Source organism: Sulfitobacter geojensis (assembly GCF_000622325.1).
GTDB lineage: Bacteria > Pseudomonadota > Alphaproteobacteria > Rhodobacterales > Rhodobacteraceae > Sulfitobacter > Sulfitobacter geojensis.
In genome coordinates, this window is the sequence record NZ_JASE01000005.1 from 201,974 (window position 1) to 225,390 (window position 23,417).

The 23,417-nt window shown below is 58.0% G+C and carries 24 protein-coding genes and 1 riboswitch; of the genes, 5 read left to right on the plus strand and 19 right to left on the minus strand.

The features are described 5' to 3' along the window. Positions 1-15 precede the first annotated feature (15 nt). From Z947_RS0103010 to Z947_RS0103080, 15 genes are all read right to left on the minus strand, one after another. Complete coding sequence (locus Z947_RS0103010; protein ID WP_025042832.1) at positions 16-765, minus strand: ABC transporter permease; 750 nt, start codon at positions 763-765, stop codon at positions 16-18. Beyond that, positions 752-1,486, minus strand: coding sequence for an ABC transporter ATP-binding protein (locus Z947_RS0103015; protein WP_025042833.1), 735 nt, complete (start codon positions 1,484-1,486; stop codon positions 752-754). Before Z947_RS0103015 ends, Z947_RS0103010 begins: the two co-directional genes overlap by 14 nt. Then, entirely contained in the window at positions 1,483-2,163 is a 681-nt protein-coding gene (tenA, locus tag Z947_RS0103020; protein ID WP_025042834.1) for a thiaminase II, read from the minus strand. The genes Z947_RS0103015 and tenA overlap by 4 nt, the downstream gene beginning before the upstream one ends. Then, positions 2,163-3,101, minus strand: a complete 939-nt coding sequence (locus Z947_RS0103025) for an ABC transporter substrate-binding protein (protein ID WP_025042835.1) — start codon at positions 3,099-3,101, stop codon at positions 2,163-2,165. The genes tenA and Z947_RS0103025 overlap by 1 nt, the downstream gene beginning before the upstream one ends. Further along, positions 3,098-4,093 carry a HesA/MoeB/ThiF family protein gene (locus tag Z947_RS0103030; protein WP_025042836.1) on the minus strand — a complete coding sequence of 332 codons (996 nt, stop codon included), beginning with the start codon at positions 4,091-4,093 and terminating at the stop codon, positions 3,098-3,100. Before Z947_RS0103030 ends, Z947_RS0103025 begins: the two co-directional genes overlap by 4 nt. Next, complete coding sequence (locus Z947_RS0103035; protein ID WP_025042837.1) at positions 4,090-4,686, minus strand: thiamine phosphate synthase; 597 nt, start codon at positions 4,684-4,686, stop codon at positions 4,090-4,092. The genes Z947_RS0103030 and Z947_RS0103035 overlap by 4 nt, the downstream gene beginning before the upstream one ends. Continuing rightward, positions 4,683-5,456, minus strand: a complete 774-nt coding sequence (locus tag Z947_RS0103040) for a thiazole synthase (RefSeq protein WP_025042838.1) — start codon at positions 5,454-5,456, stop codon at positions 4,683-4,685. Before Z947_RS0103040 ends, Z947_RS0103035 begins: the two co-directional genes overlap by 4 nt. Positions 5,457-5,459: 3 nt before the next feature. Next, positions 5,460-5,657, minus strand: coding sequence for a sulfur carrier protein ThiS (thiS, locus tag Z947_RS0103045; RefSeq protein ID WP_025042839.1), 198 nt, complete (start codon positions 5,655-5,657; stop codon positions 5,460-5,462). Continuing rightward, positions 5,641-6,636, minus strand: coding sequence for an FAD-dependent oxidoreductase (locus Z947_RS0103050; protein ID WP_025042840.1), 996 nt, complete (start codon positions 6,634-6,636; stop codon positions 5,641-5,643). Before Z947_RS0103050 ends, thiS begins: the two co-directional genes overlap by 17 nt. Beyond that, complete coding sequence (gene thiD, locus Z947_RS0103055) at positions 6,633-7,442, minus strand: bifunctional hydroxymethylpyrimidine kinase/phosphomethylpyrimidine kinase (RefSeq protein ID WP_025042841.1); 810 nt, start codon at positions 7,440-7,442, stop codon at positions 6,633-6,635. The genes Z947_RS0103050 and thiD overlap by 4 nt, the downstream gene beginning before the upstream one ends. 58 nt (positions 7,443-7,500) lie before the next feature. Beyond that, positions 7,501-7,601: riboswitch (TPP riboswitch) on the minus strand. A 249-nt stretch (positions 7,602-7,850) separates the two neighbouring features. Next, positions 7,851-8,414 (minus strand): PqiC family protein, encoded by a 564-nt coding sequence (locus Z947_RS0103060; RefSeq protein ID WP_025042842.1) that lies wholly within the window; start codon positions 8,412-8,414, stop codon positions 7,851-7,853. A 2-nt stretch (positions 8,415-8,416) separates the two neighbouring features. Next, positions 8,417-10,891: an MlaD family protein gene (locus tag Z947_RS20760; RefSeq protein ID WP_025042843.1), complete on the minus strand. Its 2,475-nt coding sequence runs from the start codon at positions 10,889-10,891 to the stop codon at positions 8,417-8,419. Then, positions 10,884-11,543, minus strand: a complete 660-nt coding sequence (locus Z947_RS0103070; protein ID WP_179453252.1) for a paraquat-inducible protein A — start codon at positions 11,541-11,543, stop codon at positions 10,884-10,886. Before Z947_RS0103070 ends, Z947_RS20760 begins: the two co-directional genes overlap by 8 nt. After that, positions 11,501-12,148 carry a paraquat-inducible protein A gene (locus tag Z947_RS0103075; RefSeq protein ID WP_025042845.1) on the minus strand — a complete coding sequence of 216 codons (648 nt, stop codon included), beginning with the start codon at positions 12,146-12,148 and terminating at the stop codon, positions 11,501-11,503. Before Z947_RS0103075 ends, Z947_RS0103070 begins: the two co-directional genes overlap by 43 nt. Positions 12,149-12,185: 37 nt before the next feature. Then, on the minus strand, positions 12,186-13,205 hold the full coding sequence (locus Z947_RS0103080; protein WP_025042846.1) for a CaiB/BaiF CoA transferase family protein: 1,020 nt from the start codon (positions 13,203-13,205) through the stop codon (positions 12,186-12,188). A gap of 114 nt (positions 13,206-13,319) precedes the next feature. Here Z947_RS0103080 and Z947_RS0103085 point away from each other — a divergent pair, with 114 nt between their 5' ends. Continuing rightward, a complete protein-coding gene (locus Z947_RS0103085; RefSeq protein ID WP_025042847.1) occupies positions 13,320-14,942 on the plus strand; it encodes an FMN-binding glutamate synthase family protein in 1,623 nt (540 codons plus the stop codon). On the opposite strand, the gene Z947_RS0103090 is transcribed toward Z947_RS0103085, so the two are convergent. Further along, positions 14,939-15,814, minus strand: coding sequence for a YihY/virulence factor BrkB family protein (locus Z947_RS0103090; RefSeq protein ID WP_025042848.1), 876 nt, complete (start codon positions 15,812-15,814; stop codon positions 14,939-14,941). The two genes, Z947_RS0103085 and Z947_RS0103090, sit on opposite strands and share 4 nt — an antisense overlap. A 154-nt stretch (positions 15,815-15,968) precedes the next feature. On the opposite strand from Z947_RS0103090, the gene Z947_RS0103095 reads away from it, so the two are divergent. Both Z947_RS0103095 and Z947_RS0103100 read left to right on the plus strand, forming a co-directional pair. Beyond that, complete coding sequence (locus Z947_RS0103095) at positions 15,969-17,222, plus strand: aminotransferase class V-fold PLP-dependent enzyme (protein WP_025042849.1); 1,254 nt, start codon at positions 15,969-15,971, stop codon at positions 17,220-17,222. A gap of 38 nt (positions 17,223-17,260) precedes the next feature. After that, positions 17,261-18,541 carry an acetylornithine deacetylase/succinyl-diaminopimelate desuccinylase family protein gene (locus tag Z947_RS0103100; RefSeq protein WP_025042850.1) on the plus strand — a complete coding sequence of 427 codons (1,281 nt, stop codon included), beginning with the start codon at positions 17,261-17,263 and terminating at the stop codon, positions 18,539-18,541. On the opposite strand, the gene Z947_RS0103105 is transcribed toward Z947_RS0103100, so the two are convergent. Continuing rightward, positions 18,524-19,774: an Hsp70 family protein gene (locus tag Z947_RS0103105; RefSeq protein ID WP_025042851.1), complete on the minus strand. Its 1,251-nt coding sequence runs from the start codon at positions 19,772-19,774 to the stop codon at positions 18,524-18,526. The two genes, Z947_RS0103100 and Z947_RS0103105, sit on opposite strands and share 18 nt — an antisense overlap. Positions 19,775-19,905: 131 nt before the next feature. On the opposite strand from Z947_RS0103105, the gene Z947_RS0103110 reads away from it, so the two are divergent. Together Z947_RS0103110 and Z947_RS0103115 are read left to right on the plus strand one after the other, a co-directional pair. Then, entirely contained in the window at positions 19,906-21,384 is a 1,479-nt protein-coding gene (locus tag Z947_RS0103110) for an ABC transporter substrate-binding protein (protein ID WP_025042852.1), read from the plus strand. A gap of 64 nt (positions 21,385-21,448) precedes the next feature. Further along, complete coding sequence (locus tag Z947_RS0103115; protein WP_025042853.1) at positions 21,449-21,667, plus strand: DUF6500 family protein; 219 nt, start codon at positions 21,449-21,451, stop codon at positions 21,665-21,667. A gap of 24 nt (positions 21,668-21,691) precedes the next feature. Here Z947_RS0103115 and Z947_RS0103120 read toward each other — a convergent pair whose 3' ends face one another. Together Z947_RS0103120 and Z947_RS0103125 are read right to left on the minus strand one after the other, a co-directional pair. After that, positions 21,692-22,807: an acetoin utilization protein AcuC gene (locus tag Z947_RS0103120; RefSeq protein WP_025042854.1), complete on the minus strand. Its 1,116-nt coding sequence runs from the start codon at positions 22,805-22,807 to the stop codon at positions 21,692-21,694. Positions 22,808-22,877: 70 nt separating this feature from the next. Continuing rightward, entirely contained in the window at positions 22,878-23,294 is a 417-nt protein-coding gene (locus tag Z947_RS0103125; RefSeq protein ID WP_025042855.1) for an HdeA/HdeB family chaperone, read from the minus strand. Positions 23,295-23,417 lie beyond the last annotated feature (123 nt).

A 23,417-nucleotide genomic window follows, 5' to 3' on the forward strand; every position in this document is an offset into this window, starting at 1 on the left:
TCGCCTCGGCGTCTTTTAAGGTCTTGGCCGTCCCTGCGCATAGCGGGTCAACCGCGAAGCCAGTACGCCAACGGCAAGATGCAGCAGCACGGTCAGACACGCCAATACGATCAGGCTGGCGAACATCAAATCAATTTTTGCCCGTCCATTGGCCAGCAACATCAGATAGCCAAGCCCCTTTGAAGCCCCGACCCATTCGCCAATCACAGCCCCGATCGGGGCGTAAACGGCCGCAAGCCGCAAACCCGAGCCAAGTGCAGGAAGGGCTTGAGGTATTTGGACGTAGCGCATGAAATTCCATTTGCCTGCACTCATCGACACCGACAAATCGCGGTATCCGCTGTCGATCCGCGCCAATCCATCGTGGAATGCCGAGGTGACGGGAAAATAGATGATCAAAACCGCCATCACGATTTTTGACCCCATGCCGTAACCGAACCAAAGTGTCAGCAGAGGAGCCAAGGCAAACACCGGTACGGCCTGTGTAAAGACAAGGATCGGCAGCATTAGCCGCTCAGCCGTTTTAGACATGGACAGCTGGATCGCCGTTACAACCCCCAGCACTGTCCCGATCAACAACCCCAGACATACCTCGATTGTGGTTACCCAAGCGTTTTGCGCGATGATCGCCCGACTATGATATGCTGCCTGTGCGACGCGCCACGGCGACGGCAAAATAAAATGGGGCGCATTGGTAAGGATCACAGCCGCTTGCCACAGACCCAATCCGATCAACACAGCGAACAGGATGTCACGCAACCTCATGCGGTGCCCCCCGTAAGTACGCCAGCAACTTGGCCTGACATGTCAGTGTTTCAGGCGCGTTAATGTCGCGCAAAGCCTTGGTCGGCGGCACGGGCCAGTTTTGCGTGCGTTGCGCTGACATGACAGAAATCTGATGGGCAAGCCGTGCCGCCTCGGCGGGGTCATGGGTGACCAACAGGACGGTGCGCCCCACCAGCAACTCCGCCGCCAATTCCTGCATGTCGGCCCTTGTTCCCGCATCCAAGGCAGAGAACGGTTCATCCAGAAAAACAACCGGCCGATCCTCGAACAGTGTGCGGGCAAGGGCAGCCCTCTGGCGCATCCCCCCTGACAGCGTGGTGGGTTTTTGATCTGCATGGCCGGACAGCCCGACCCTGTGCAACAGATCGCTGGCCCGATCTTTGTTTAAGGGTTTGCCGCGCAAACGCGCGCCGATCAGCACATTGTCCAAAACGGTCAACCACGGCAGCATCAAATCCGACTGCGCCATATAGCTGATGCGACCGTCAATTACCGCCCCGTCTGTGGCCCGAATAGTGCCGTCAAATCTGCCACCTGTCTCAAGACCAAGGATCAACCGCAGGATCGTTGATTTTCCAACGCCGGAACGCCCCAAAAGACAGGTCCATTGACCACCGGGAATGTCGAGATCGACATCAAACAACAGATCGCCGTTGATATAATGTCGTCCCTTGATCGAGATACCCGGCGACAGGATCATCGACCGTTCAGCCCCATTTGCCAGAATCCGACTTCCAGTTTTGTGGCCATGCTAAAGCGGTCTTGCAGAACGCTGGCGCGGCTGGCCTGCGTCAGATCACCGATCCGGCGAATTACAGCGGCATCGATCATCGTACCCACGTTTTTGCAAACCATTTGATATTCAGGGTCCGCATAGGTGGCGATCCAATCCGCATAGGGCGTGTCGTCCGCTTTGCTCGCGGCCAAGCGCAACCCGATTTCTCCGTACCCCATCACGCAGGGGGACAACGCAGCCATCAAATCAAGAAAGTCGCCTTGCAGCCCCGCGTCCATAACATACCGCGTATAGGCAAGGTTCTCGACAGCTTCGGTCGCCGCGAACAAAGTTGCTTCGTCGATGCCTTCTGCCGCACAGGTTTTGACGTGCAGCGACATCTCGTGATTGACCAAGGCATCCACGGTACCCGCACAGATTTTCATTTCATCAAGCGTTTCCGATTTGACCACGGCAAGTGACCACGCCCGCGCAAAGTGAACCAGAAAAACGTAGTCCTGCACCAGATAATGCAGGAACGCAGGACGCGGCAGGGTGCCATCGCCAAGCCCCTGCACAAAGGCGTGATGCGTATAATCATGCCACAGCCCCGCCGCGCCCTCGCGCCAAAGCGCGAAGGTTTTTCCATAATCCGGTGTCATCAGTTCGCCGTCACGTCGATTGCGATTTGCGAAACTGGGTTTTGTGAGGGGATCAATCCTGCCTCGTGCAAGAACGCTTCAAACGCCGCATAGCGCCCTTCGTCCATTGCAGTGGGGCGCAGGGCGAAACGAGGCAATGTATCGACCCATGCTTTGGCGTTCAACTCGTCCTGCAATTCAGCAGATGTGCCTGAAAAGATCTTCCAGCTGTCTTCGGGATGGTTCACGATATACTGCGTCGCCTTTTCGGTCGCGGCCAGAAAGCGGGCAATCATGCCTTTGTCCATCGTGCCAGAATGCGCCACGTAGATCAGTTCGTCATAAGGTGGCAGGCCTTCTTCCTCGACGAAAAAGCAGTTGCCCTCGATCCCTTCGATTTCCATCTGGTTCAATTCAAAGTTGCGATACGCACCGATCACCGCATCGACCTGCCCGGACATCAAAGAGGGTGACAAGGACCAGTTCACGTTTACCAACTCCACGTCGTCCAAAGACAACCCGTGATGCCGCAGGATCGACCCCAAGACGGCTTCTTCCACGCCGCCGACAGAAAACCCGACCTTTCGGCCTGCCAAATCCGCCGGGGACTGAATGGGACCGTCGGCAAGGGCTAGCAAGCAATTCAAGGGGGTCGCGACCAATGTGCCGACACGTTGCAAAGGTAACCCTTCGTGGATTTGCAGGTGCAGTTGCGGCTGATATGAAATCGCAAGATCAGCCTGCCCCGCAGCAACCATTTTTGGCGGGTCGGACGGGTCGGCAGGTGCAATGATTTCCACCTCAAGATCCTGTTCGGCGAAATAGCCCTTTTCTTGTGCGACGATGATGGGGCCGTGGTCCGGGTTCACAAACCAATCCAGCAGAACAGTCATGTCATCGGCCGCCATCAGCGGTGCCGCCGCAAACGAAATCGCGGCGGTAAGGGAAGTAAGTTTCATGTCGGTTGTCTTTCAGTTTCGGGCGTATCGCCCATTGCGATTAAGGTAATCTCGCCGTCCCAATAGGAACGAAGATGCGTTGCCGCTTGCCAAGCCCGCAAACCGGAACGGCATGCAAAGACCGCGCGCTGGTTGGCTGCGGGCCTCGGGCATTGTTCGGCAAACTGTGCGACGTTCAGACGGCGCGCTTGGCGGGCAACAGGAACGGTTGCTTCGGTGGTGTCGCGCAGTTCAACCACGAAATCGCTGACGTCGATCTCGGATGCCGCAATAAATTTCAGATCCGGCGCAGGGTCCGGTGCCAGATCAAAGCGAAAGCTGCTGGAGTGGAACCGTTGCATGTCAAATCGGATCAGCTGTCCCAAGGGCGATGGTTTCTGATCAATCAAATGCGCCAAAGCCATCTGCGCCATTGCCGCGCCGATCATGCCCACAACCGGCCCCATCACGCCTGCGGTCGCACAAGTCGCCGCGCGATCAGGCAGGTCGGGAAATACGGCGCGCAACGAGGGCGCGGTATGGCAAAACCCGCCGACATACCCGCCGAACTCCAAAACAGAGGCGCTGATAAGCGGGACATCAAGTGCCTTGCACGTATCGGACAGAATATAGCTGGTCGCAAAGCTGTCGGCGCAGTCCAGAACAAGCGTGCTTTGCGAAACAAGCGCCAGTGCATTCACCGGATCGAGTTGCGCTTCGAGCGTTTCAATCGTGCAGTCCGTGTTCAATCCGCGCAGTGTTTCTGCCGCCGCCTCCACCTTGGTTTTACCAACGTCAGCTTCGCGAAACAGTGTTTGACGATGAAGGTTGGACAGGCTCACGCGGTCACCGTCCATCACTGTCAGCCGTCCAACACCCGCCCCGACCAGATATTGCAATGCCGGCGCGCCAAGCCCCCCAACACCAACCACAAGAACATGGCTTTGCCGGATTGCCGCCTGCCCAGCATCGGCGACGCTTGGTAAAACGGTTTGGCGTTCATACCTGCTCATCGCGTCGCTTTCAGCCACGCGCTTACGCGTTCTTCGGGGTCTTCGTTCAGCGTGATGTCGGTGACGGCCGCCACCACATCAGCGCCCGCGTCGAATGCGCCCGCGGCGCGGTCAATCGACATGCCCCCGATTGCAATTAAAGGCGTGCCCCCGATCAAAGCGCGCCATGTGGCCAGTTTGGCAACGCCCTGTTCGTGCCATTTCATCTTTTTCAGGATTGTCGGGTAAATCGGCCCGAGTGCGATGTAATCCGGCGCAAGCGCCAGCGCCCGTCTCAACTCTGCCTTGTCATGCGTGCTGATCCCGAGCCGCAGGCCAGCCGCACGGATGGCCGCGATGTCTGCATCATCAAGATCTTCCTGACCGAGGTGGATATAATCGCATCCTGTATCAATCGCCGCCTGCCAATAATCGTTAACGATCAAGGTGCAACCGTGGCGCGCGCACACCAGTTTCGACCGCTCGATATGCGCCGTCACGACGTCGGGTGGCATGTCTTTCATCCGCAGCTGCACCAGCTTGATGCCCAAGGGAACAAGTCGTTCAATCCAGTCAGCGCTGTCGAAAATCGGGTAAAAGCGATCCAGTGTCATTGCAGGAATGCCTTTCCGATCACAGGGGTCGAAGGGGATGCCATGTCGCGCGGTTCCATCGGGTCTGCGGCCTGGGCCAGTTGTCCCGCTTTGATGGCAATTGCGAATGCTTCGGCCATTGCGGCAGGGTCACCGGCCTTTGCCACAGCGGTGTTGAGCAGAACTGCGTCAAATCCCAGCTCCATCGCAGCGGCGGCTTGTGATGGCAGGCCAAGACCGGCATCAATTACCAAGGGCACGTCAGGAAAATGCGCACGCATGGCCCGCAACCCGAAGATATTGTTCAGCCCAAGCCCCGACCCGATCGGTGCACCCCATGGCATCAGCACTTCGCATCCTGCGTGCAGCAATTTGTCAGCCACCACCAGATCTTCGGTTGTGTAGGGAAACACCTGAAACCCGTCTTCGGTCAGGATGCGCGCCGCATCGACAAGGCCGAAAACATCGGGTTGCAAGGTATCTTCTTCGCCTATCACCTCCAGCTTGATCCACTTGGTGTCAAAAACCTCGCGCGCCATATGCGCCGTCGTGACCGCCTCTTTCACACTGTGACAACCAGCGGTGTTGGGCAGTACGTGTACGCCCAGGTCCTTGATCAGTTCCCAGAAATCCTGTCCCGCGCGGTCCTGTCCACTTTCGCGTCGCAAGGACACGGTCGCGACGCTGGCGCCGCTGCGCGTAAAGGCATCAGCCAAGATTGCCGGTGACGGGTATTGGGCGGTCCCCAACATGAAACCGTTGGTCAGTTGCGTGCCATAGAAGGGGCGCATCTCTTATCCTCCCTGCATCGGTGCAAGGATCTCGACAGTATCGCCGGTGCTGAGCGCATGCTGCGCACGTACCGTTGCCGGCACAAAGACCCCGTTCACCGCGGTTGCAATCTTGGCGTCCCCCAGACCCTCGGCCGTGATCAGGTCGGCCAAGGTCGTAACCCGCACATCAATTGGTTCACCATTAAGCTGCAGTCTCATCCATCACCTCGGGTATTTCATTGTCAAAAATAAGCGCGGCGACCATGCGTGCGAGGGCAGGTGCCAACAGGAAACCGTGCCGGAACAAGCCATTGGCGCGGATCAGATTACCATCGCGGCGGATGCGCGGCAGGTTGTCGGGAAAGGCCGGTCGGCTGTCGACGCCGATTTCAAGCACTTCTGCTTCGCCAAACGCTGGGTTTAACGCATAGGCTGCGCTGAGCAATTCCAGCAAGGCGCGCGCGGTTACATGCTGGCCTGCGTGACCCTCAACCATCGTGGCCCCCAGCATAAAAACACCATCGCCCCGCGGCACGATATAAAGCGGCACGCGCGGGTGCAGCATCCTGACAGGGCGGGTCAATGTGACCTCCAGGCAGGACAGGACCAGCATTTCACCTTTGACGCCACGCAAATCGGCCAAATCAGCCTTGGCCTGAAATCCACGGCAATCAACGGTCAGTCCGCGTTGGGCATATGCCACAGGATCGGCGTCATCCTGTTCAAACCGCGCACCATCCGCCAACAGGCGCGCGCGCAGTTGGGCAAGGGCGCGACGCGGGGCAAGGTGGGCTTCGCTTTCGAAGAATAGGCCTTTTGCAAAGCGATCCCCCAAGTCCGGCTCAAGGGATGAAATTTCGGTGCCTGATACTTCGCGATATCCCGTCGTGCGCCGCGCGAACCGCGTGAGGTCGGATTTGTCACGGGCCGGCGACACAACCAAAGAGCCACGTCGCTGCACCGCACCGGTTTTGGCATCCCACCAATCAGCCGCCTCGCACCCCAAGCGGACAACCGGCTCTTCCGCGCTTTCGCCCTCGCAGAACGGGGCCAGCATGCCACCTGCCCACCATGAACAGGCGTGCGGACCAGCGGTGTCGTGCCGGTCCACCACGACCACGCTGGCCCCGCGATCCAACAATGCGCGTGCCACACACAGGCCTGCAACGCCCGCCCCTATGACCGTGACATCACTCATGTCCAAAGACCGTGAAAGTGATGGACCGGCCCGTGCCCCTTGCCGATTTTCAAACTGTCCGCAGCCTTGATCGCCGCCTGAAGATACCCGTGCGCAACGCTTACCGCTTCGTTTAGGGCAAGTCCCTGCGCCAGTTGTGCCGCGATCGCCGCAGAATAGGTACAGCCGGTGCCATGGGTGTTTGCGGTGTCAATGCGCGGCGCAGATCGCGTGATTACAACACCCCCCTTGTCGACCAGCACATCGGTGCAGATGCCGCCGGTCGCGTGCCCCCCCTTCATCAAAACAGCGCGTGGCCCCATCGCCACAAGCCGCTCGCCCTGCGCGATCATTTCTTCCGGTGTCGTCGCCTCTGCTTCATTCAACAGGCGCGCAGCCTCCGGCAAATTCGGGGTAAGAAGGCTGGCCAGCGGTAAGATCTGTTCGATCAACGCAGCGACAGCGGCGTCCTGCAACAGGGCATCGCCCGATTTTGCAATCATCACCGGATCCACAACAACTGGCCCGTCAAATGTCGCCAAGCGCTGCGCCGTCGCCTTAATGATCGAAACAGAGAACAGCATCCCCAGCTTGATCGCATTCACAGCAAGGTCCGACAGAACCGCGTCGATTTGTGCGGCAACGACATCTGCGGGGATTTCGTGAACAGCAGTTACAGATTGGGTATTTTGAGCCGTTACCGCAGTAATGACACTGGCACCATAGACCCTGTTCGCCGACATCGCCTTTAGATCGGCCTGCACACCAGCTCCGCCGCCACTATCAGAGCCGGCAATGGTCAGGGCAATCGGGGTCTGGTTCGTCACGTGCACATCTCCATACAATGGGTGTGCCAACGTGAGAATGAGCCTCGTGCGGTATCGGTCGCACAATCTACCCGTTCCCTACGCCGGCATAACCCGGATCAGGTTCGACGGGTCGGTGCACGCACCTCTCAGCCCAAACGGGCCCCCCGACGGATAATTTCGCTACTGCGGTGCCGTGTCTGACGACGCCGCAGCAGAATTCATGTGCTATCGATAGGACAGAAGATCGGGAACTGCAACAACTGTGATTGCGCAAGCGTGTACCGCTGCAAAAACTTCCAGCCGCGTCCGGTTCGCAAAAGCGTGCCAATTAAGTCAGGGAAAACACGCAATTATGCCGACCCGTTTCGCAGAAACCGCGCATTTGATGCTGCGACAAAGGCTGGCCCTAGAGGCGTGTGTACGCCCTTACTTCAACCCGTTGCGCGCGATGTATTGCGCCAGATCAAGGATCAATTGGCCACGCGCGCGGGCAATGGCGTTCGGGCCGCCCTTGGGGTCAAAAGCAACGCTCAGCTCGAACAGGCCGGAGCGCTCGCGTCGACCGTCCGCCACCGCCACGAAATACTGACCGGACGTGTTGAATGACCCGCTGGTAGTTGCGACCAGTTCAGAGAAACGGATTTCCAAGCGGGCATCGGGAAACTCTTCAAAAGGCCAGGGTTCGGACGCGACGCGACGCTTCGTGAGCCGCGCGAGGTTCTGGCTAAGCTCCAGCGCAATCGCGCGATCAGGCGCGTCGGCCCACAGCACATCGGATGAACTGGTAAGCGTGCCGTCTTCGCGCCGGATAGAGATTTCGTCAGATGCTGCGTAACTGGGCAGGGAAACGTCCTTGACCTCGACCGAGGCAAACCCGATGCGCATGGTTTCCGCAATCACCGGCGGGCTGACGGCAAAGCGTTCGGGCGATCCGCAAGCTGCGATCAACGTCAGCAGCGCAAAAGGAATAAAACGGGCAGCAAAGGTCATGTCTATCTTCCCAGCAAAAGCGAATTGGGGTTACGTTCGATGGAGCGGGCCAAAGAGGCAAGAGCGTCAGCCGCTTTTTGAATATCTCGCATCGTGGTTTGTGCCTCGCGACTGATCTGGTCGCCCTTGTTATAGCCCTCAATGGTGCGCCCCGCTTGGGCGAACAGCGCGGTCAGGCGTTCCACGATCTTGGGCAGATCCTTGGACGACACCGCGATGCTGTCGGCGGCATTGCGGGCCGAGGCAAGCGTCTGGTTCACGTTTTCAATCGCGCCGCCCTCACGCAGTTCTTGCAAGGTATAATTCACCTCGTCCAACGCGCGTTTCAATGACCCCGGAAGCGCTTTGGCGTCCTCGGTCGCAACCACGGCTTCGGCGGCTTTGGTCAAGGCTGTCAGCTCCGCAATCAACTCGTTAACCTCAAGCGATTCCGCCTTGGCCGCAACCGCTTCGATCTGGGTGATCAGCGCGGGGACACCGGCAACGGAATTTTCCACGGTTTGGGCAGCGCTCATTGCTGAATCCAGTACCTCGGAAATCTTGGCGGTGATGCGTTCCTGCTCCAGCTGCGCCACCAAGGCTTCGACCCGCACCAAGGTCGCATTCAGCGTAACAGGGATGTTTTGCACATCGTCGGAGGCGACCAATCCTTGCACCTCGCCCAACAGCGAACGACCTTCGCTGAGGGTCACGTTGACCTCGTCCAACGTACGTTTGACCGCACCGGGCAATGCTTTGACGTCGTCGCTATCGACCATCGCTTCGGCGGATTTGATCAGGGCTGTGACTTCGGTCACCAACTCGTTCAGCTCAAGGGTTTCGACCTTGGCAGCCACTGCTTCGATTTGTGACAACAAGGCAGGCACACCCGCGACAGAGGTTTCTACCACACTGACCGCACCGGCAGCGGAGGTCAGCACCTCGGCCAGCTTGGTCGCGACCCGCTCTTTTTCCAACTCCGCGACAAGCGCTTCGACACGCTTCAACGTCGCATTCAGGCTCACAGGAATGTTGCGCACATCGTCGGAGGCGACCAGCCCCTGCACTTCACCCAGAAGCGCGCGCAAATCACCCGGTGTCGCGCGGATGTCTTCGCTGGACACCAGACTTTCGGCGGAATCCATAAAGGTGATGGCAGAATTCAGCAGTTCTTCGATCGGCAGATTATTGATGCGGGTAAACACCCCCTCAACTGTAGCAGAGGCATCAGAGGTTTCATTCTGCGTTGTCGGCAGTACAGGCAGATCATCAACTTCGCCCACCAGTCGCGCGGACGGGCTGTCTTCCACCATCACAAGTTCGACTTTCAGCCCACCCGTCAACAAACTTGCAGAAGCAAGTCGCGCGCGCAGGCCAGCAACAACACGGTTCTGCAAAAAGGCCAAAGCCGCTTCGCTTGTGACTTCGTCAGGCAGGCCCAGACGCGCGGGTTGGATGGACAGAATTACGTTCAGACGCACACGGCTGTCGCCGAATTGGTCATAGTTGACGATGCCCGAAAGCGATTCAACTTCGCCGATTTTCAAACCACTCAGTTCAACAGGTGCGCCAACGGTCAGGCCAGAGATATTCTCGTCAAAGATTACGCTGACGCCCAGCGGTTCAACCTCCGACGCGTTGAAAACAGAATTGCGGGCAGTTTCACGGTCAGGGAAAACTTCAAAAACGGTGCCGTCCGACACGCGCCCCCCGCCTGACACAAACGTGTCAAAGGTGATCCCGCCGCCGATCAGTGTCGCAAGCGAGGAGAAATCGATTTCGGCACCCGCCGTGCCGATGCTGACACTAAAACCGGAGGCATCCCAAAAACGGGTCGACTGGTTGATCAAATTGCGGTGGTCTTCAAAAATCAGCGCCTCGACAATCGCAAAATTACCCCGCTGAGAAATCCGCGCGCGGCCGATCCGGCCCACTTCGATGCCTTTGTACAAGATCGGGGCGTTATCGGTCAGCTGGCTGTTGGCCACGGTGCGAAAGGCAATCTCAAGTCCACCCTGCCCCGGACGGATCAAAGGCGCTTCGGACGCGCCGCTGAAAGATGCGGGTACGGGCCCTTGCTGATCATCCCATGATCCCTCGATATACACACCGCTCAGCACTGTGCTGAGGCCGGTGATACCCTGCGCTGACACCTCGGGCTGCACGATCCAGAACACCGCACCATTGTCGATAAACGGGGCCACATCCTTGTCCACGCGAACATGCGCCTGAACACGCGTTAAACCACTGGCAAAGCTGACCTTTTCAACAACGCCAACCGTCACATCCCGATACCGCAACTCCGTCTCGCCGGATTTGATGCCCGCGCCGGTTTCAAATTCGATGGTGATGATCGGACCACGGGCGGTATAGGACTGCCAAGCGACAAACAGCGCGACAAGCAACGCACCAAGCGGGATGATCCACACCACGGATGCGCCACTAAGAAAAGCTTTGCGGGCGGGCGAAACAGACACTTGTGGCACGTCATCAGTCATCGTGTTTCGAACCCTCATTTTCGGCCTGTGCATCCCAGATCATACGGGAATCAAAAGCCTGAGCAGACAGCATGGTAAATATTACCGACAGGGCAAAGAAAATCGCAGCCGGACCGGGGTTTATTGACGCCAGTGTCTTGAGTTGCACCAGCGCTGACAGGATCGCAACCACAAAGATGTCGATCATCGACCAGCGCCCGATGTATTCCACCACCTCATAAAGCATCTGGCGGCGGTAGTTCGAAACGCGGGTTGGTGTTTTTACGCTCACGGCGAGATAGGCAACAGCCCAGAATTTGGCCAGCGGGATCACCACCGATGCAAACAGGATGATCGCCGCAATGCCAAAGCTGCCGTGATGCGCCAGTTCGACCGCGCCGGAAACTATCGTGCTTTCGTCGACCTGAAACAGCGTTTGAGTACGCAGCATCGGATAGACATTGGCCGGGATGTAGCAAAGCGCACCCATGACCCAGAAGGCCCAGACTCGTTGCAGGCTAAGCGGATCGCGCGATTGCAGTTTGTGCCCGCAGCGCCCGCAGACAGCCGTGTCCATCGGCCACGCCTTGGTGCAGCGGCGGCAGGCGACAATGCCCAAGCTGCGTGCGCTCACGAATTTTTCGGATGTTCCAGACGATACCATACTGACCATTTACACATAAAACTGTCTTGCGCGATGACAAGAACAACAAGAATTCCAAACATCCAGAACGCCGGACCAAAACCGACCGTCGCCAGATCGGCTACTTTGACCAGCGCCACAGCACAGCCAATCGCGAAAATTTCGGCCATTGACCACGGGCGCAATGCCTCGGAAATACGAAACGCGCGAATGGCGTGGCGTGCGGCGGGACGATCCAGCACAACAGGCACCAGCACATAAAGGGTCAGCAGCACCCGCGCGAGCGGTACAAAAATGATCAGCGCGGCCGTCGCCAGCGATAGAACGATCATCGGCCCGCCCGAAAACGCCAATGCGGCATCAAGGATAGAGACCGCGTTTTTGTTACCGGCCGCATCAATTGTCAGAAACGGAAATACCGCCGCGCCAATGATCAGGAACAGCACGGCAAGGGCAACGGCAATGATATGCAAACCGGCATTGCGGCGCGGCGCGATCAGCACCTTGTGGCACCGCTGACAGACCGCGCGCTCACCGTTTTCGGGTTTTTTCATCCGGTAGGCCGCGTCGCATTGCGGACAGACAATCAAGTCATCCAGCAGGGCCGTGGGATCAGAGGCGGCGAAATCCTTCATCGCGTAAAGATATAGGATTTATCCCCCATGTTACACCTCAATTCGCAGAGGATCTAAGCGGTCGAAAACGCGGGGCGGGGGCCGCTTGCAGCACCGCGTCGCGACGGACCAAAGTGGCACGCTGCGCCATATGGGGATGGTTTTCAGCCTCGGAAAAACTCAGCACGGGCGTGACACAAGCGTCGCTGCCATCAAAGATCTTGGCCCAGTCATCACGACTGCGTGAAGCGAATATCTGCGCGAATTCCGCCGTGCGGGCTGGCCAGTTCGTTCTGTCATTCTGGTCCTTGCCATAAACGGCAGGCAGCCCGGTTTTTTCCAACAAAATGGCAAAGAACTGCGGCTCCAACGCCCCGACTGCGACAAACTTGCCATCCGCGCAGGTGTAGCACCGGTAAAACGGCGCGGCCCCGTCCAGCCAGTTCGACGCGCGGTCCTCGCGCCAACTGCCCTGCGCCAACATCGCATGGATCAGCCCCATCATCGCGGGCACCCCATCTACCATCGCGGCATCTACAACCTGTCCCTTTCCGGTGACGCCCCGTTCGATCACCGCTGAAAGGATGCCAAAGATCAGGAACATCGTGCCGCCCCCGTAATCCGCCACAAGGTTCAGCGGCGGCACAGGCGGTGCGCCCCCCTCCCCCATCGCGTTCAACGCGCCGGTCAGCCCCAGATAATTGATGTCATGGCCCGCCATATGCGCCCAAGGGCCCGTCTGGCCCCAACCGGTCATGCGCGCATAGATCAAATTTTCAGGGCAGGTTTCCGGTCCCAGACCCAAGCGTTCCATCACACCGGGCCGGAATCCTTCGATCAACACGTCACTTGCGTCGATCACGTCGCGCGCCGCTTTAATTCCTGCATCGGACTTGAGATCCATAACAACCGATTGTTTGCCCCGCCGGTTAATGTCGGCCGGATCCGGCACAACTTCCTTGCGATCAACCGTCGTGACCTGCGCCCCCAAGTCTGCCAGCAATTGACCTGCCAGCGGCGCAGGGCCAAGGCCGGAAAACTCGACGACTTTCAATGATGCCAACGGACCTTTGTTCATATCTGTTCCTTAACCACGGGCTGTTGATGATCTGTAACACAGCAAGAGCTTGCGAAACCTGCCAATCCCGTCACACTAAGGCAAACGCCAATGTGACAGCACGATAGGAACGATATGCCAGACTTGGGGTCGATGACCAGATTTACCACTTTCGCCGCCGCCGGTGCCCTGACGCTGGTCAGCTTTATCCTGATTTTCACATGGAGCGGCTGGTTCGTCCTGCCTTTCGCCCTGTTTGCTGCCCTTACAGGTATGGGTATCTATGATGTCACCCAAATCAAACATTCGATCCTGCGCAACTATCCTGTGCTGGGTCACATGCGTTTCTTTTTCGAAGGAATCCGCCCCGAGATCCGGCAATATCTGATCGAATCCGACCAAGACGAAGAACCCTTCAGCCGCGACAGCCGGTCCCTGGTCTATCAACGCGCCAAGGGTGAAGAGGATTCGCGCCCCTTCGGCACACGGATGCGGGTCTATGATGCAGGATATTCGTGGATTACCCATTCGGTCGCCCCCGTACATATCCATGACTTCGACTTTCGCACAACGATCGGCGGACCGCAGTGCACCAAACCCTATTCAGCGTCACTTTATAACATCTCTGCGATGAGTTTTGGATCACTCTCGGCCAATGCCATTCAGGCGCTGAATACCGGTGCAAAGCTTGGTGGTTTTGCCCATGACACCGGCGAAGGATCGGTCAGCCGCTATCACAAAGCGGGCGGTGGTGATCTGATCTATCAACTGGCCTCCGGTTATTTCGGCAGCCGCGCGGCGGACGGGTCATTCGACCCTGACAAGTTCCGCGAAACGGCCTCGCTTGAGCAGATCAAGATGATCGAGCTCAAGCTCAGCCAGGGGGCCAAACCCGGTCATGGCGGGATGCTGCCCGCGTCCAAGATCACTCCCGAAATTGCAGAGGCACGCGGCGTACCGATGGGCAAGGATTGCGTGTCCCCTGCCGCTCACTCCGCTTTCTCCACACCCATCGAAATGATGGAATTCATTGGCCGGCTGCGCGAATTGTCGGGCGGCAAACCGGTGGGTTTCAAACTGTGCATCGGGCACCGGCGTGAATTCATGTGCATGGTGAAAGCCATGTTAGAGACTGGTATCACCCCGGACTTCATCGTTGTTGACGGTACCGAGGGCGGCACAGGCGCGGCACCGGTCGAATTTTCGAACCACGTCGGCATGCCGATGATTGAAGGGCTGACTTTTGTGCACAACACACTGCGCGGTGCTGGACTGCGCGACAAAATCAAGATCGGCGCAGCGGGCAAGGTTGTGTCGGCCTTTGATATTGCGCGGGCGCTGGCTTTGGGCGCGGACTGGTGCAATTCGGCACGCGGGTACATGTTTGCGATCGGGTGTATTCAGGCGCAGGCATGTCACACCAATCACTGCCCTGTCGGTGTCGCAACGCAAGACAAAACCCGCATGCGCGCCCTTGACGTCGGGCACAAAAGCGAACGCGTCGCCCGTTTTCACCGCAACACGATGGAGGCGCTGGGCGAGATGACCGGCGCTGCCGGTCTGCACCATCCCAGCGATTTTCTGCCCCACCATATGATGCTGCGTCAGGGTGACAAAAGCATGGTCGAGGCCAAAGATGTCTATGGTTACCTGCCCGAAGGGTATTTACTGGATGATGATGCCGAAGATTTCAACGGCAACAAAAACCGCTGGTCCCGCGCGCGCGCAGAAACCTTTGCACCCGTGGAACAGATCTAGAAAGTTTCTTGCAGGGGCGTCACCGGGTGGTTTTCCTTGAGCCACGCCTCAATCTGCGCGTTCAGTGCCGCCCCGTAGAGCACCAGAAAACTGGTGATCCATAGCCAGATCAACATCGCCACCACCGCGCCAATCGACCCGTAAACCTGATTGTAATTGCCGAAATTGGTGACGTAATAGGAAAAACCAAGGGACAGGATTACCCAAAGCGCAACGGCAACAATTGCACCCGCAGAGAGCCAGCGAAACCGCGCAACCTTGCGATTGGGACCATAGCGGTACAGCAATCCGACACCCGCAAACAACACCACAATCGCTACGATCCAGCGCAATCCGTCAATCAACAAGGTGCCGATCAGCCCAAGCGGGAAAAACGCCAGCAGCACGGGGATCACCACAAGGCTGATCAATGCGACCAGGCCGACGCCAACCAACGCGGCCGTCAGCATCAGCGCCCGCAAATAATGCCATGCAGTGTTGCGGTTGGGTTGAAAGTAGACAGAATTCAGCCCGATGATCATTGCGCCAACCCCTGCACGTGCTGACCAAAGCGCGAGAAAAAGGGAAACCACTCCAGCCCAGCCCAACGTATCACTGCTCGCAGAGACAAGGCTGACGACCTGTTGGTGAATGATCTCGAACACATCCGCTGGCATCAACTCGCGCAGGTCTTCCAGTTGCGCGACGACCTCTGCCGGATCGGCAATGATCCCGGCCATGGCAATCAGCGCCGCCAAGGCGGGAAACAACGACAGCATGGAAAAGAACGCGACACCGGCAGAAATCAACGCCAGATTACTTTCGCCAATCTGGGTTACGCTGGACTTGAACACATCCCAATACCCGCGAAAACCAAGTCTGGAGATTTGCATTTGTACCAGTTCTCCCTAGCCCCTTTTACAAATGGGGCGCACTGGCGCTGCTGGCAAGGAAAAACCGGTTGGCTGTAAACCTTGCCGCGCGCGAAATTGCTCTTGCAGTGCCGCGCGCTTGCGCGATGATGCCGCCAGATCGAAAGGACATCACATGACCATTGCCGACCCTTCCCTGACCCGTGCCATCCGTGACCGCTTTGCCCATGTGGACAACTGTCCGTTCTCTGGTCCGCGCATCTTTTTCGAAAACGCAGGGGGGGCGTTGACGTTGAATTCGGTGGTTGAAACCTCTGCCAAATTCGCGGCCATTCCGGATAACCAGGGGCGGGGAAATGCCGCATCACACGCGTTGGTTGCTGTGATCAAACAGGCCAAAACCGATATGGCGCTGTTCTTTAACGCGCCCGACGGCCAGTTTTTTGTAGGTGAGTCCGGCACCGAACTGACCTTTCGTCTGATCCGCACCGCTGTCATGGGCGCGCCTGAGGGCGGCAAGGTGATTGGGTCGTCGGTAGAGCATCCCGCGTCGCGCAGTGCCGCGCTGCATTGGGCCGATGTGGCGGGCAAGGATTACATCAATGTACCGCATGACGATGCCACCGGTCAGGTAACGGCGCAGGCCTACGCCGCGGCCATGACGCCGGACGTGCGTGTTGCAACGATCCTGCATACCTCTCCGGTTACGGGTATCGGCAATGATGTACCCGCCATTGTGTCAGCCATTCGCGCAGTCGCGCCGGATGCCTTTGTCATCGTTGACGGCATTCAGCACGCCAGTCACGGACGTATCGATATCGCCAGCTATGACATCGACGGTTATGTTGTGTCCCCCTACAAGGTGTTTTCGCGCCATGGGTACGGTGTCGCTTGGGCGTCCGACCGGCTGACCGCGCTGCCAATTGAAACTTTGAAAGATGGCCCCGTCGGCAATTGGGAAATGGGAACGCGCGACACGGGGGCCTATGCGACCTTCAGCGATGTTGTAAATTATTTTGACTGGTTGGGCGGTGAAACCTCTGACGCAACAGACCCGCGTGCGCGGATCGAAGCCGCAGGTGCCGCGATCCACGCCCATGAAAAATCCCTGACCGATGCGATGCTGAACGGGGTGGATAACCTGCCCGGACTGGCCGATCTACCCGGGGTCACGATCCTTGGCGGACGGGATAATCCTGATCGCGAAGGCCTGGTCAGTTTTGCACTGGATCACGTCCCAACCAGCGATATCGTTGACCAATTGAACGCGCAGGGCATTCGCACCCACATCCGTCGTGCGGATCATTATTCTGGCAATATTCTTAACCCTCTCGGGCTTGAGGCAGCGGTCCGCGTATCGCTGTGCCACTACAACACCCTTGAAGAAGTGCGTAATTTACTTGCAGCGATGAAGGATATCGCCGGCTAGCTCTTGCCAATACCGATGAACAGAGAAACGATGCCCGTATGAACACACCTCTCTCAGAAGCCATTGCCGCAAAACGCGACGACCTGATCGCGCTGACCCAAGACCTGATCCGTATCCCGACGTTAAACCCGCCCGGTCAGGATTATCGTCTGATCTGCGAATATCTGGACAAACGCCTGTCCGCGCATGGTTTTGAAACCCAGATGATCCGCGCTTTTGGCACACCCGGGGACAGCGAAAAATATCCACGTTGGAACATCATCGCGCGGCGCGACGGCAAACATGCCGGCGAATGTGTGCATTTCAACAGCCACACCGATGTGGTCGAGGTAGGCGCCGGTTGGACCTTTGACCCCTTCGGTGCCGAAATTTCGGACGGCAAAATTTACGGGCGCGGCACCTGCGACATGAAAGGCGGGCTTGCCGCATCGATCATCGCCGCCGAAACTTTTATCGAACAACATCCCGATTTCGCGGGCGCGATCGAGATTTCGGGCACGGCGGACGAAGAAACCGGCGGCTATGGCGGTGTGGCCTACCTTGCCGAGCACGGCCATTTCAGCCCCGACAAGGTTCAGCATGTGATCATTCCCGAACCGCTGAACAAAGACCGGATTTGTCTGGGACATCGCGGCGGCTGGTGGGCCGAGATCGAAACCAAGGGCGAGATTGCCCATGGCGCGATGCCTTTCCTTGGCGATTGCGCCGTGCGCCACATGGGCGCGGTGTTGCAGGAGTTTGAGGATAAGCTTTTTCCCGCGATGGCCGCCCGCTACACCGAAATGCCGGTTGTCCCCGAAGGGGCGCGCAATTCGACGATGAACATCAACTCTATTCATGGTGGTGAAAACGAACCGGCCGATGATTTTGACGGGCTACAGGCCCATTGCGTCCCTGATTCCTGCCGCATCGTGATCGACCGGCGTTTCCTCGTCGAGGAACCGCTGGATCAAGTGCGCGACGAGGTCACCGGCCTGCTTGACGGATTGCGCGAAAGCCGTCCGAATTTCGAATACGAGATCACCGAACGTAACTCGGTTCTACCGTCCATGACCGACAAGGAATCGCCGGTTGTGCGTACCGTAGCCAAAGCGATTGAGGATGTGATGGGCGTACCGCCCCAATATGTCGCGTCGCCCGGCAGCTACGATCAAAAACACATCGACCGGATCGGCAAGCTGAAGAATTGCATCGCTTATGGGCCGGGCATTCTGGACCTCGCGCATAAGCCCGATGAATACATCGGCATCGACGATATGATCGACAGCGCCAAGGTGATGGGAGCCGCGTTAGAGACGCTTTTACTTCCCGTCACCTGAGGCCAACGCCAACCCGTCCACGATACCGGTCAGCGCCGCACCACGGTGCACTTGCGCGCGCGGCAACCGCGTGGTCAGCGCGTCCTGCACCACTTGCATCAGGCTGGAACCGCCCACAAAGATCAGCTTGTCCACCGCGTCCGGCTCTACGTCGGCAGCGGCCAGTGTCGCCTCTGCCGCGGTGCCAATCTGGTCTGCCAGCACCGCCAGTTTCGCCGTCATCATTTCGGCTGGCAGCGGCAGCACCGCCTTGCGCTTTAGCATCCCGACCTTAATCACCGGGTTCTCGATCCCCGGCGTGTTCGCCATAATCTTGCCCGCCTCGACGGCAAAGGCCAGATCATGCCCCAGCTCTTCCTCCAACACCTTGACCAGCCGCGCCAGACGTCCCTCATGCACGGCATATTTATGCAAATCCTTCGCCGCGCGCAGGGTGTCGGGGCCGTAAAGAAACGGAATTTTTGCCCATGTCGCCAGATCGTTAAAGATCGCATTAGGTGCGATATGCGTATCACCGCCAAAGGCATGGCGGATCTGGCTGCCCATGCCGAGCTGCGGCATCACCCGTTTAATGCTGAGGCGGCGGTCAAAATCCGTACCGCCGATACGCACGCCATAGCTGGCCAGAATGTCGATGTCGGTGCTGCCGCTTTGGCGAAACAGGGTGAAATCCGACGTACCGCCACCGATGTCCACCACCAGACCCAGATCACCTGCGTTCAGCACATCGCGACTGGCCCGTGCGGCCGCTTCGGGTTCGTTCAAAAAGCGCACACCTTCAAACCCGGCGCGCGCGTAACATTCCTTGAGGTCTTCCAATGCCTGCACATTGCGCGCTTCGTCCTCTGAATGAAACCGAACAGGGCGCCCCGATACGGCATGGGTAAAGGTTTGGCCGGTCGTCGCTTCAGCGCGTGTTTTCAGTTCGGTCAGGAACCGCGCCACAATGTCGATAAAATCCAGCCGCTCACCCAGCAACATCCGGCTTTCGCGGATCAGCCTTGTGCCCAGCAGGCTTTTGAGGCCCCGCATATAGCGCCCGTCGTCGCCCCCCAACAAGGCATCAGAGGCAGCCGCGCCAACCAGCATCTTCTTTTCTTCATAGTCAAAGAACACCGCTGTGGGCATGGTCGGCGCGCCGCCTTCCAATGCGATCAACTGCGGTTTGCCATTCACGCAAACCCCAGCCGCCGAATTTGATGTTCCGAAATCAATACCCAGTGTTGCCGACATCACCTGACCCTCTTCGCAAGCCCGCGTCTTTAGGCGCTACGCGCGGTAAAGGCAAACCCTGCTTGCGGCCACTGGTCACGGCCCTGTGTTTTGGCTAGCCTTCATTCCATAATCAATAAGGGAGACCACCCATGTTACACCTGCCCCGCCTTCTGCTTGGCGTCAGCACCGCAGCCCTTTTGGCCGGTGCCGCCTTGGCCAAAGACGATATCACCATCGCGATCCAGCTTGAGCCACCTCATATGGACCCGACATCTGCCGCAGCCGGTGCCATCGATTCGGTGCTTTATTCCAACGTGTTCGAGGGTCTGACCCGCTTTATGAGCGACGGTTCGGTTGTGCCGGGCCTCGCGGAATCATGGGACATTTCCGATGACGGGCTAACCTATACGTTCAAACTGCGCTCTGACGTAACATTTCACGACGGCACGACGATGGACGCCGAGGATGTGAAATTCAGCCTCGACCGGATCGGGGCAGAAGACAGCGCGAATGCACAAAAGGCACTGTATTCAGCCATTTCCGAAGTGAACGTCGTTGATCCAATGACGGTCGAGGTGAAACTCTCCGAACCGAATGGCAACCTGATCTTCAACCTTGCATGGGGTGATGCCGTGATCGTGGCACCCGAAAGCATCGAAGGTATCAAACAGACGCCCATCGGCACCGGCGCCTTCAAGTTTGACAGCTGGACGCAGGGCGACAAGGTCGAACTGTCCCGCAACGACGCCTATTGGGGGGACGCCCCTGCGCTGGCCTCGGCAACGTTCAAATTTATCTCTGATCCGACCGCTGCTTTTGCGTCGGTGATGGCTGAAGACGTTGATGTGTTCTCCGGCTTTCCCGCCCCGGAAAACCTGCCGCAATTCGAAGCAGACCCGCGTTTTCAGGTTCTTGTCGGGTCAACCGAGGGTGAAACCATCCTGTCGACGAACAACAAGATGCCACCCTTTGACAACGTAAAGGTGCGCGAGGCGCTGGCCCATGCGATTGACCGTCAAGCAATCATCGACGGTGCAATGTTCGGTCTGGGCACACCAATTGGGACGCATTTTGCACCGCATAATCCCGCCTATGTCGATCTGACGGCGCAATCCAATTACGACCCCGCAAAGGCCAAGGCCCTATTGGCCGAAGCCGGATTTGCGGACGGATTTGAAACCACTTTGCACCTGCCGCCCCCTTCCTACGCGCGGCGCGGCGGCGAAATCATTGCTGCACAGCTGGCAGAGGTTGGCATCACCGCCAAAATCACCAACGTCGAATGGGCACAGTGGTTGGAAACGGTTTTCAAGGGCAAGGATTTCGGCCTGACCATCGTCAGCCATACCGAACCGATGGACATCGGGATCTACGCAAACCCAGAATACTATTTCCAGTATGAAAACAAGGAGTTTCAGGATCTGATTGCCAAGTTCAACACGACGGCCGATCCTGAAATGCGCGGCGAAATGATGGCGCAGGCGCAGCAGATCATCGCCGATGACTATGTGAACGGCTACCTGTTCCAGCTGGCCTTGCCCACCGTCGCACAGGCCGGTGTTCAGGGTCTGTGGGAAAATGCACCGACACAGGCAAACGACCTGACCAGCGTCAGCTGGGCCGACTAAAACCGAAAAACACGCGACCAAGGGCCCCTGCACCGCGGGGGCCTGTTTTCTGACAGGAGCCACGATGCGAAAGAGTCTAAGAGACAAAACCGTTGCGGTCTGTACCGACAAGATTGCAAAAAAGGGCGATACCGTTGGGCTGTCCTTTTATGCGTTCTTTGCCAACAAGAACGACGACCCGGAACTGTTAATGGAAGCGGCTGAATGGTGGATCAAAACACACCGGCTGGATCACTTCGAAAAGGCTGTAAAAATCCGCGATATGGTCCAAGCGGGTCTTTAACCGCATGCCCCCGCCAAGAAAGCGCTAGCGCATCTTACGGCGGAGCAGCGCGCAAACCGCGTCTTTCACCTCATCTCTCACATCGCCCTCACGCGCTGCGTCCCTTAACGTCGTGAACCAATGCTCTGGCGGGTTTTTGCCGCGTCTGTTGCCGTCGAACCGCAAGCCGCGCAGAACAGTTTGCGCTGCGTCGGGCAAGACCTCCGGCGCCTCCCGTCCGTTCAGCACACCCCAAACCTGCGCCCATAACCGTCCAACCGACCACGGATTATACCCGCCGCCGCCAAGGACCAGCAGGCGCGGGGCCATGCCCATCAGCCCGCGCAGGACATCCAACTGCGCATTATTGCTAAGCGCCATATGCGACAGGGGGTCTTCCTCCAGCCCGTCCGCCCCGCACAGCAGGACAATCGCATCAGGGCGAAACGCCGCGACCTTGGGCAGGATCAATTCGTCCCTGATACAGGCCATTTCACTGTCGTTCAAACCGCGCGGCACGGGCAGATTATACGCATTGCCGCCTGCGTCATTCTCGATCTTGCCGGTGCGCGGCCACAACCGCGCCTCATGGACAGAGATCATCAGACAATCAGGATCGCCGCCAAACCCGACCTCGACCCCGTCAGGGTGATGGGCATCAATATCCACATAGGCAATGCGCCGCACCCCATGATGACGCAGGCTGAGCATCGCCAGCACCGGATCATTCAGATAGCAAAATCCGTTTGCGCGATCCGGCATACCATGGTGTGTGCCGCCGGCCGGATTGTAAATCACACCGCCCTCCTGTAACAGCTCACCCGCAAGGATCGACCCGCCAGCCGCCGTTGCAGGGCGGCGGAATATTTCAGGGAAAACGGGGTTGGTAACACTGCCGATGTCGTGCAAATCACGGTCTTGGGGCGTGACAGACTGACTTGCCTCAATCCGTTGCAGTGCCGCGATATAACGCGGGCTGTGCCAATGCTGCAATGCGGCCGGTTTCGCGCGCGGCGAGGTTATGAACTGGGTGGGCGGCAACCAGCCCAGCGCACGGCTTAGGTCCATTACTGTCGAAACACGCGGAACCCGCAACGGGTGCCAACGGCCATAGGTTGAATGGCGGAAAATCTCGTGACCTATGAACTTCGGTATCTGCATTGTCTGATATTAGACGACGCCGAAAAAAAGGGCACCCGAAGGTGCCCTTTGATCCGTAATTTCTTATCGCTTAGCGCGTGCCGTCAAGACCGGCTGCGGCTTCGCTGACCAATGTGTCCAGATTGCGGTCGCACTGTGCAACAAGCGCTTCCATCGCTTCGGTCATCTGGGACTCTTCAGTAGTGTTGTCCTCGTTACCATCAGCCTTGGCACCGGCAGTTGTGTTCCCTTCGGTCGCTTCAGCGGCAGTCGTTGTACCAACAGAGTCTTCTGTCGCTTTTGGTTCGCCGTCGGTGGGTACGCCATTGGCACCATCATCGATCTCGGCGATTGCCATTTCAGCGACCTTCATCTGGTCACCGGACTCAAGCGCGTTGAACTCGGCACATGTCATGGTCGTCATGTCGAGGTGCGCCGCAGCAAAAGCGGGCATAGACATGGAGCTCAGCAGGGCGGCGGCGGCGATTGTTTTAAACGTACGGGTCATTGTTTTCTCCTCATGTTCTGTTGTGAGATCAACCAGCCAATGTCGCAAACAGTTCCGCTGCTTTGGGAAGAAACCAGCGTTTCGTTAACGAATAACTCTTGTAACCCATTGAAACTAAAGTCG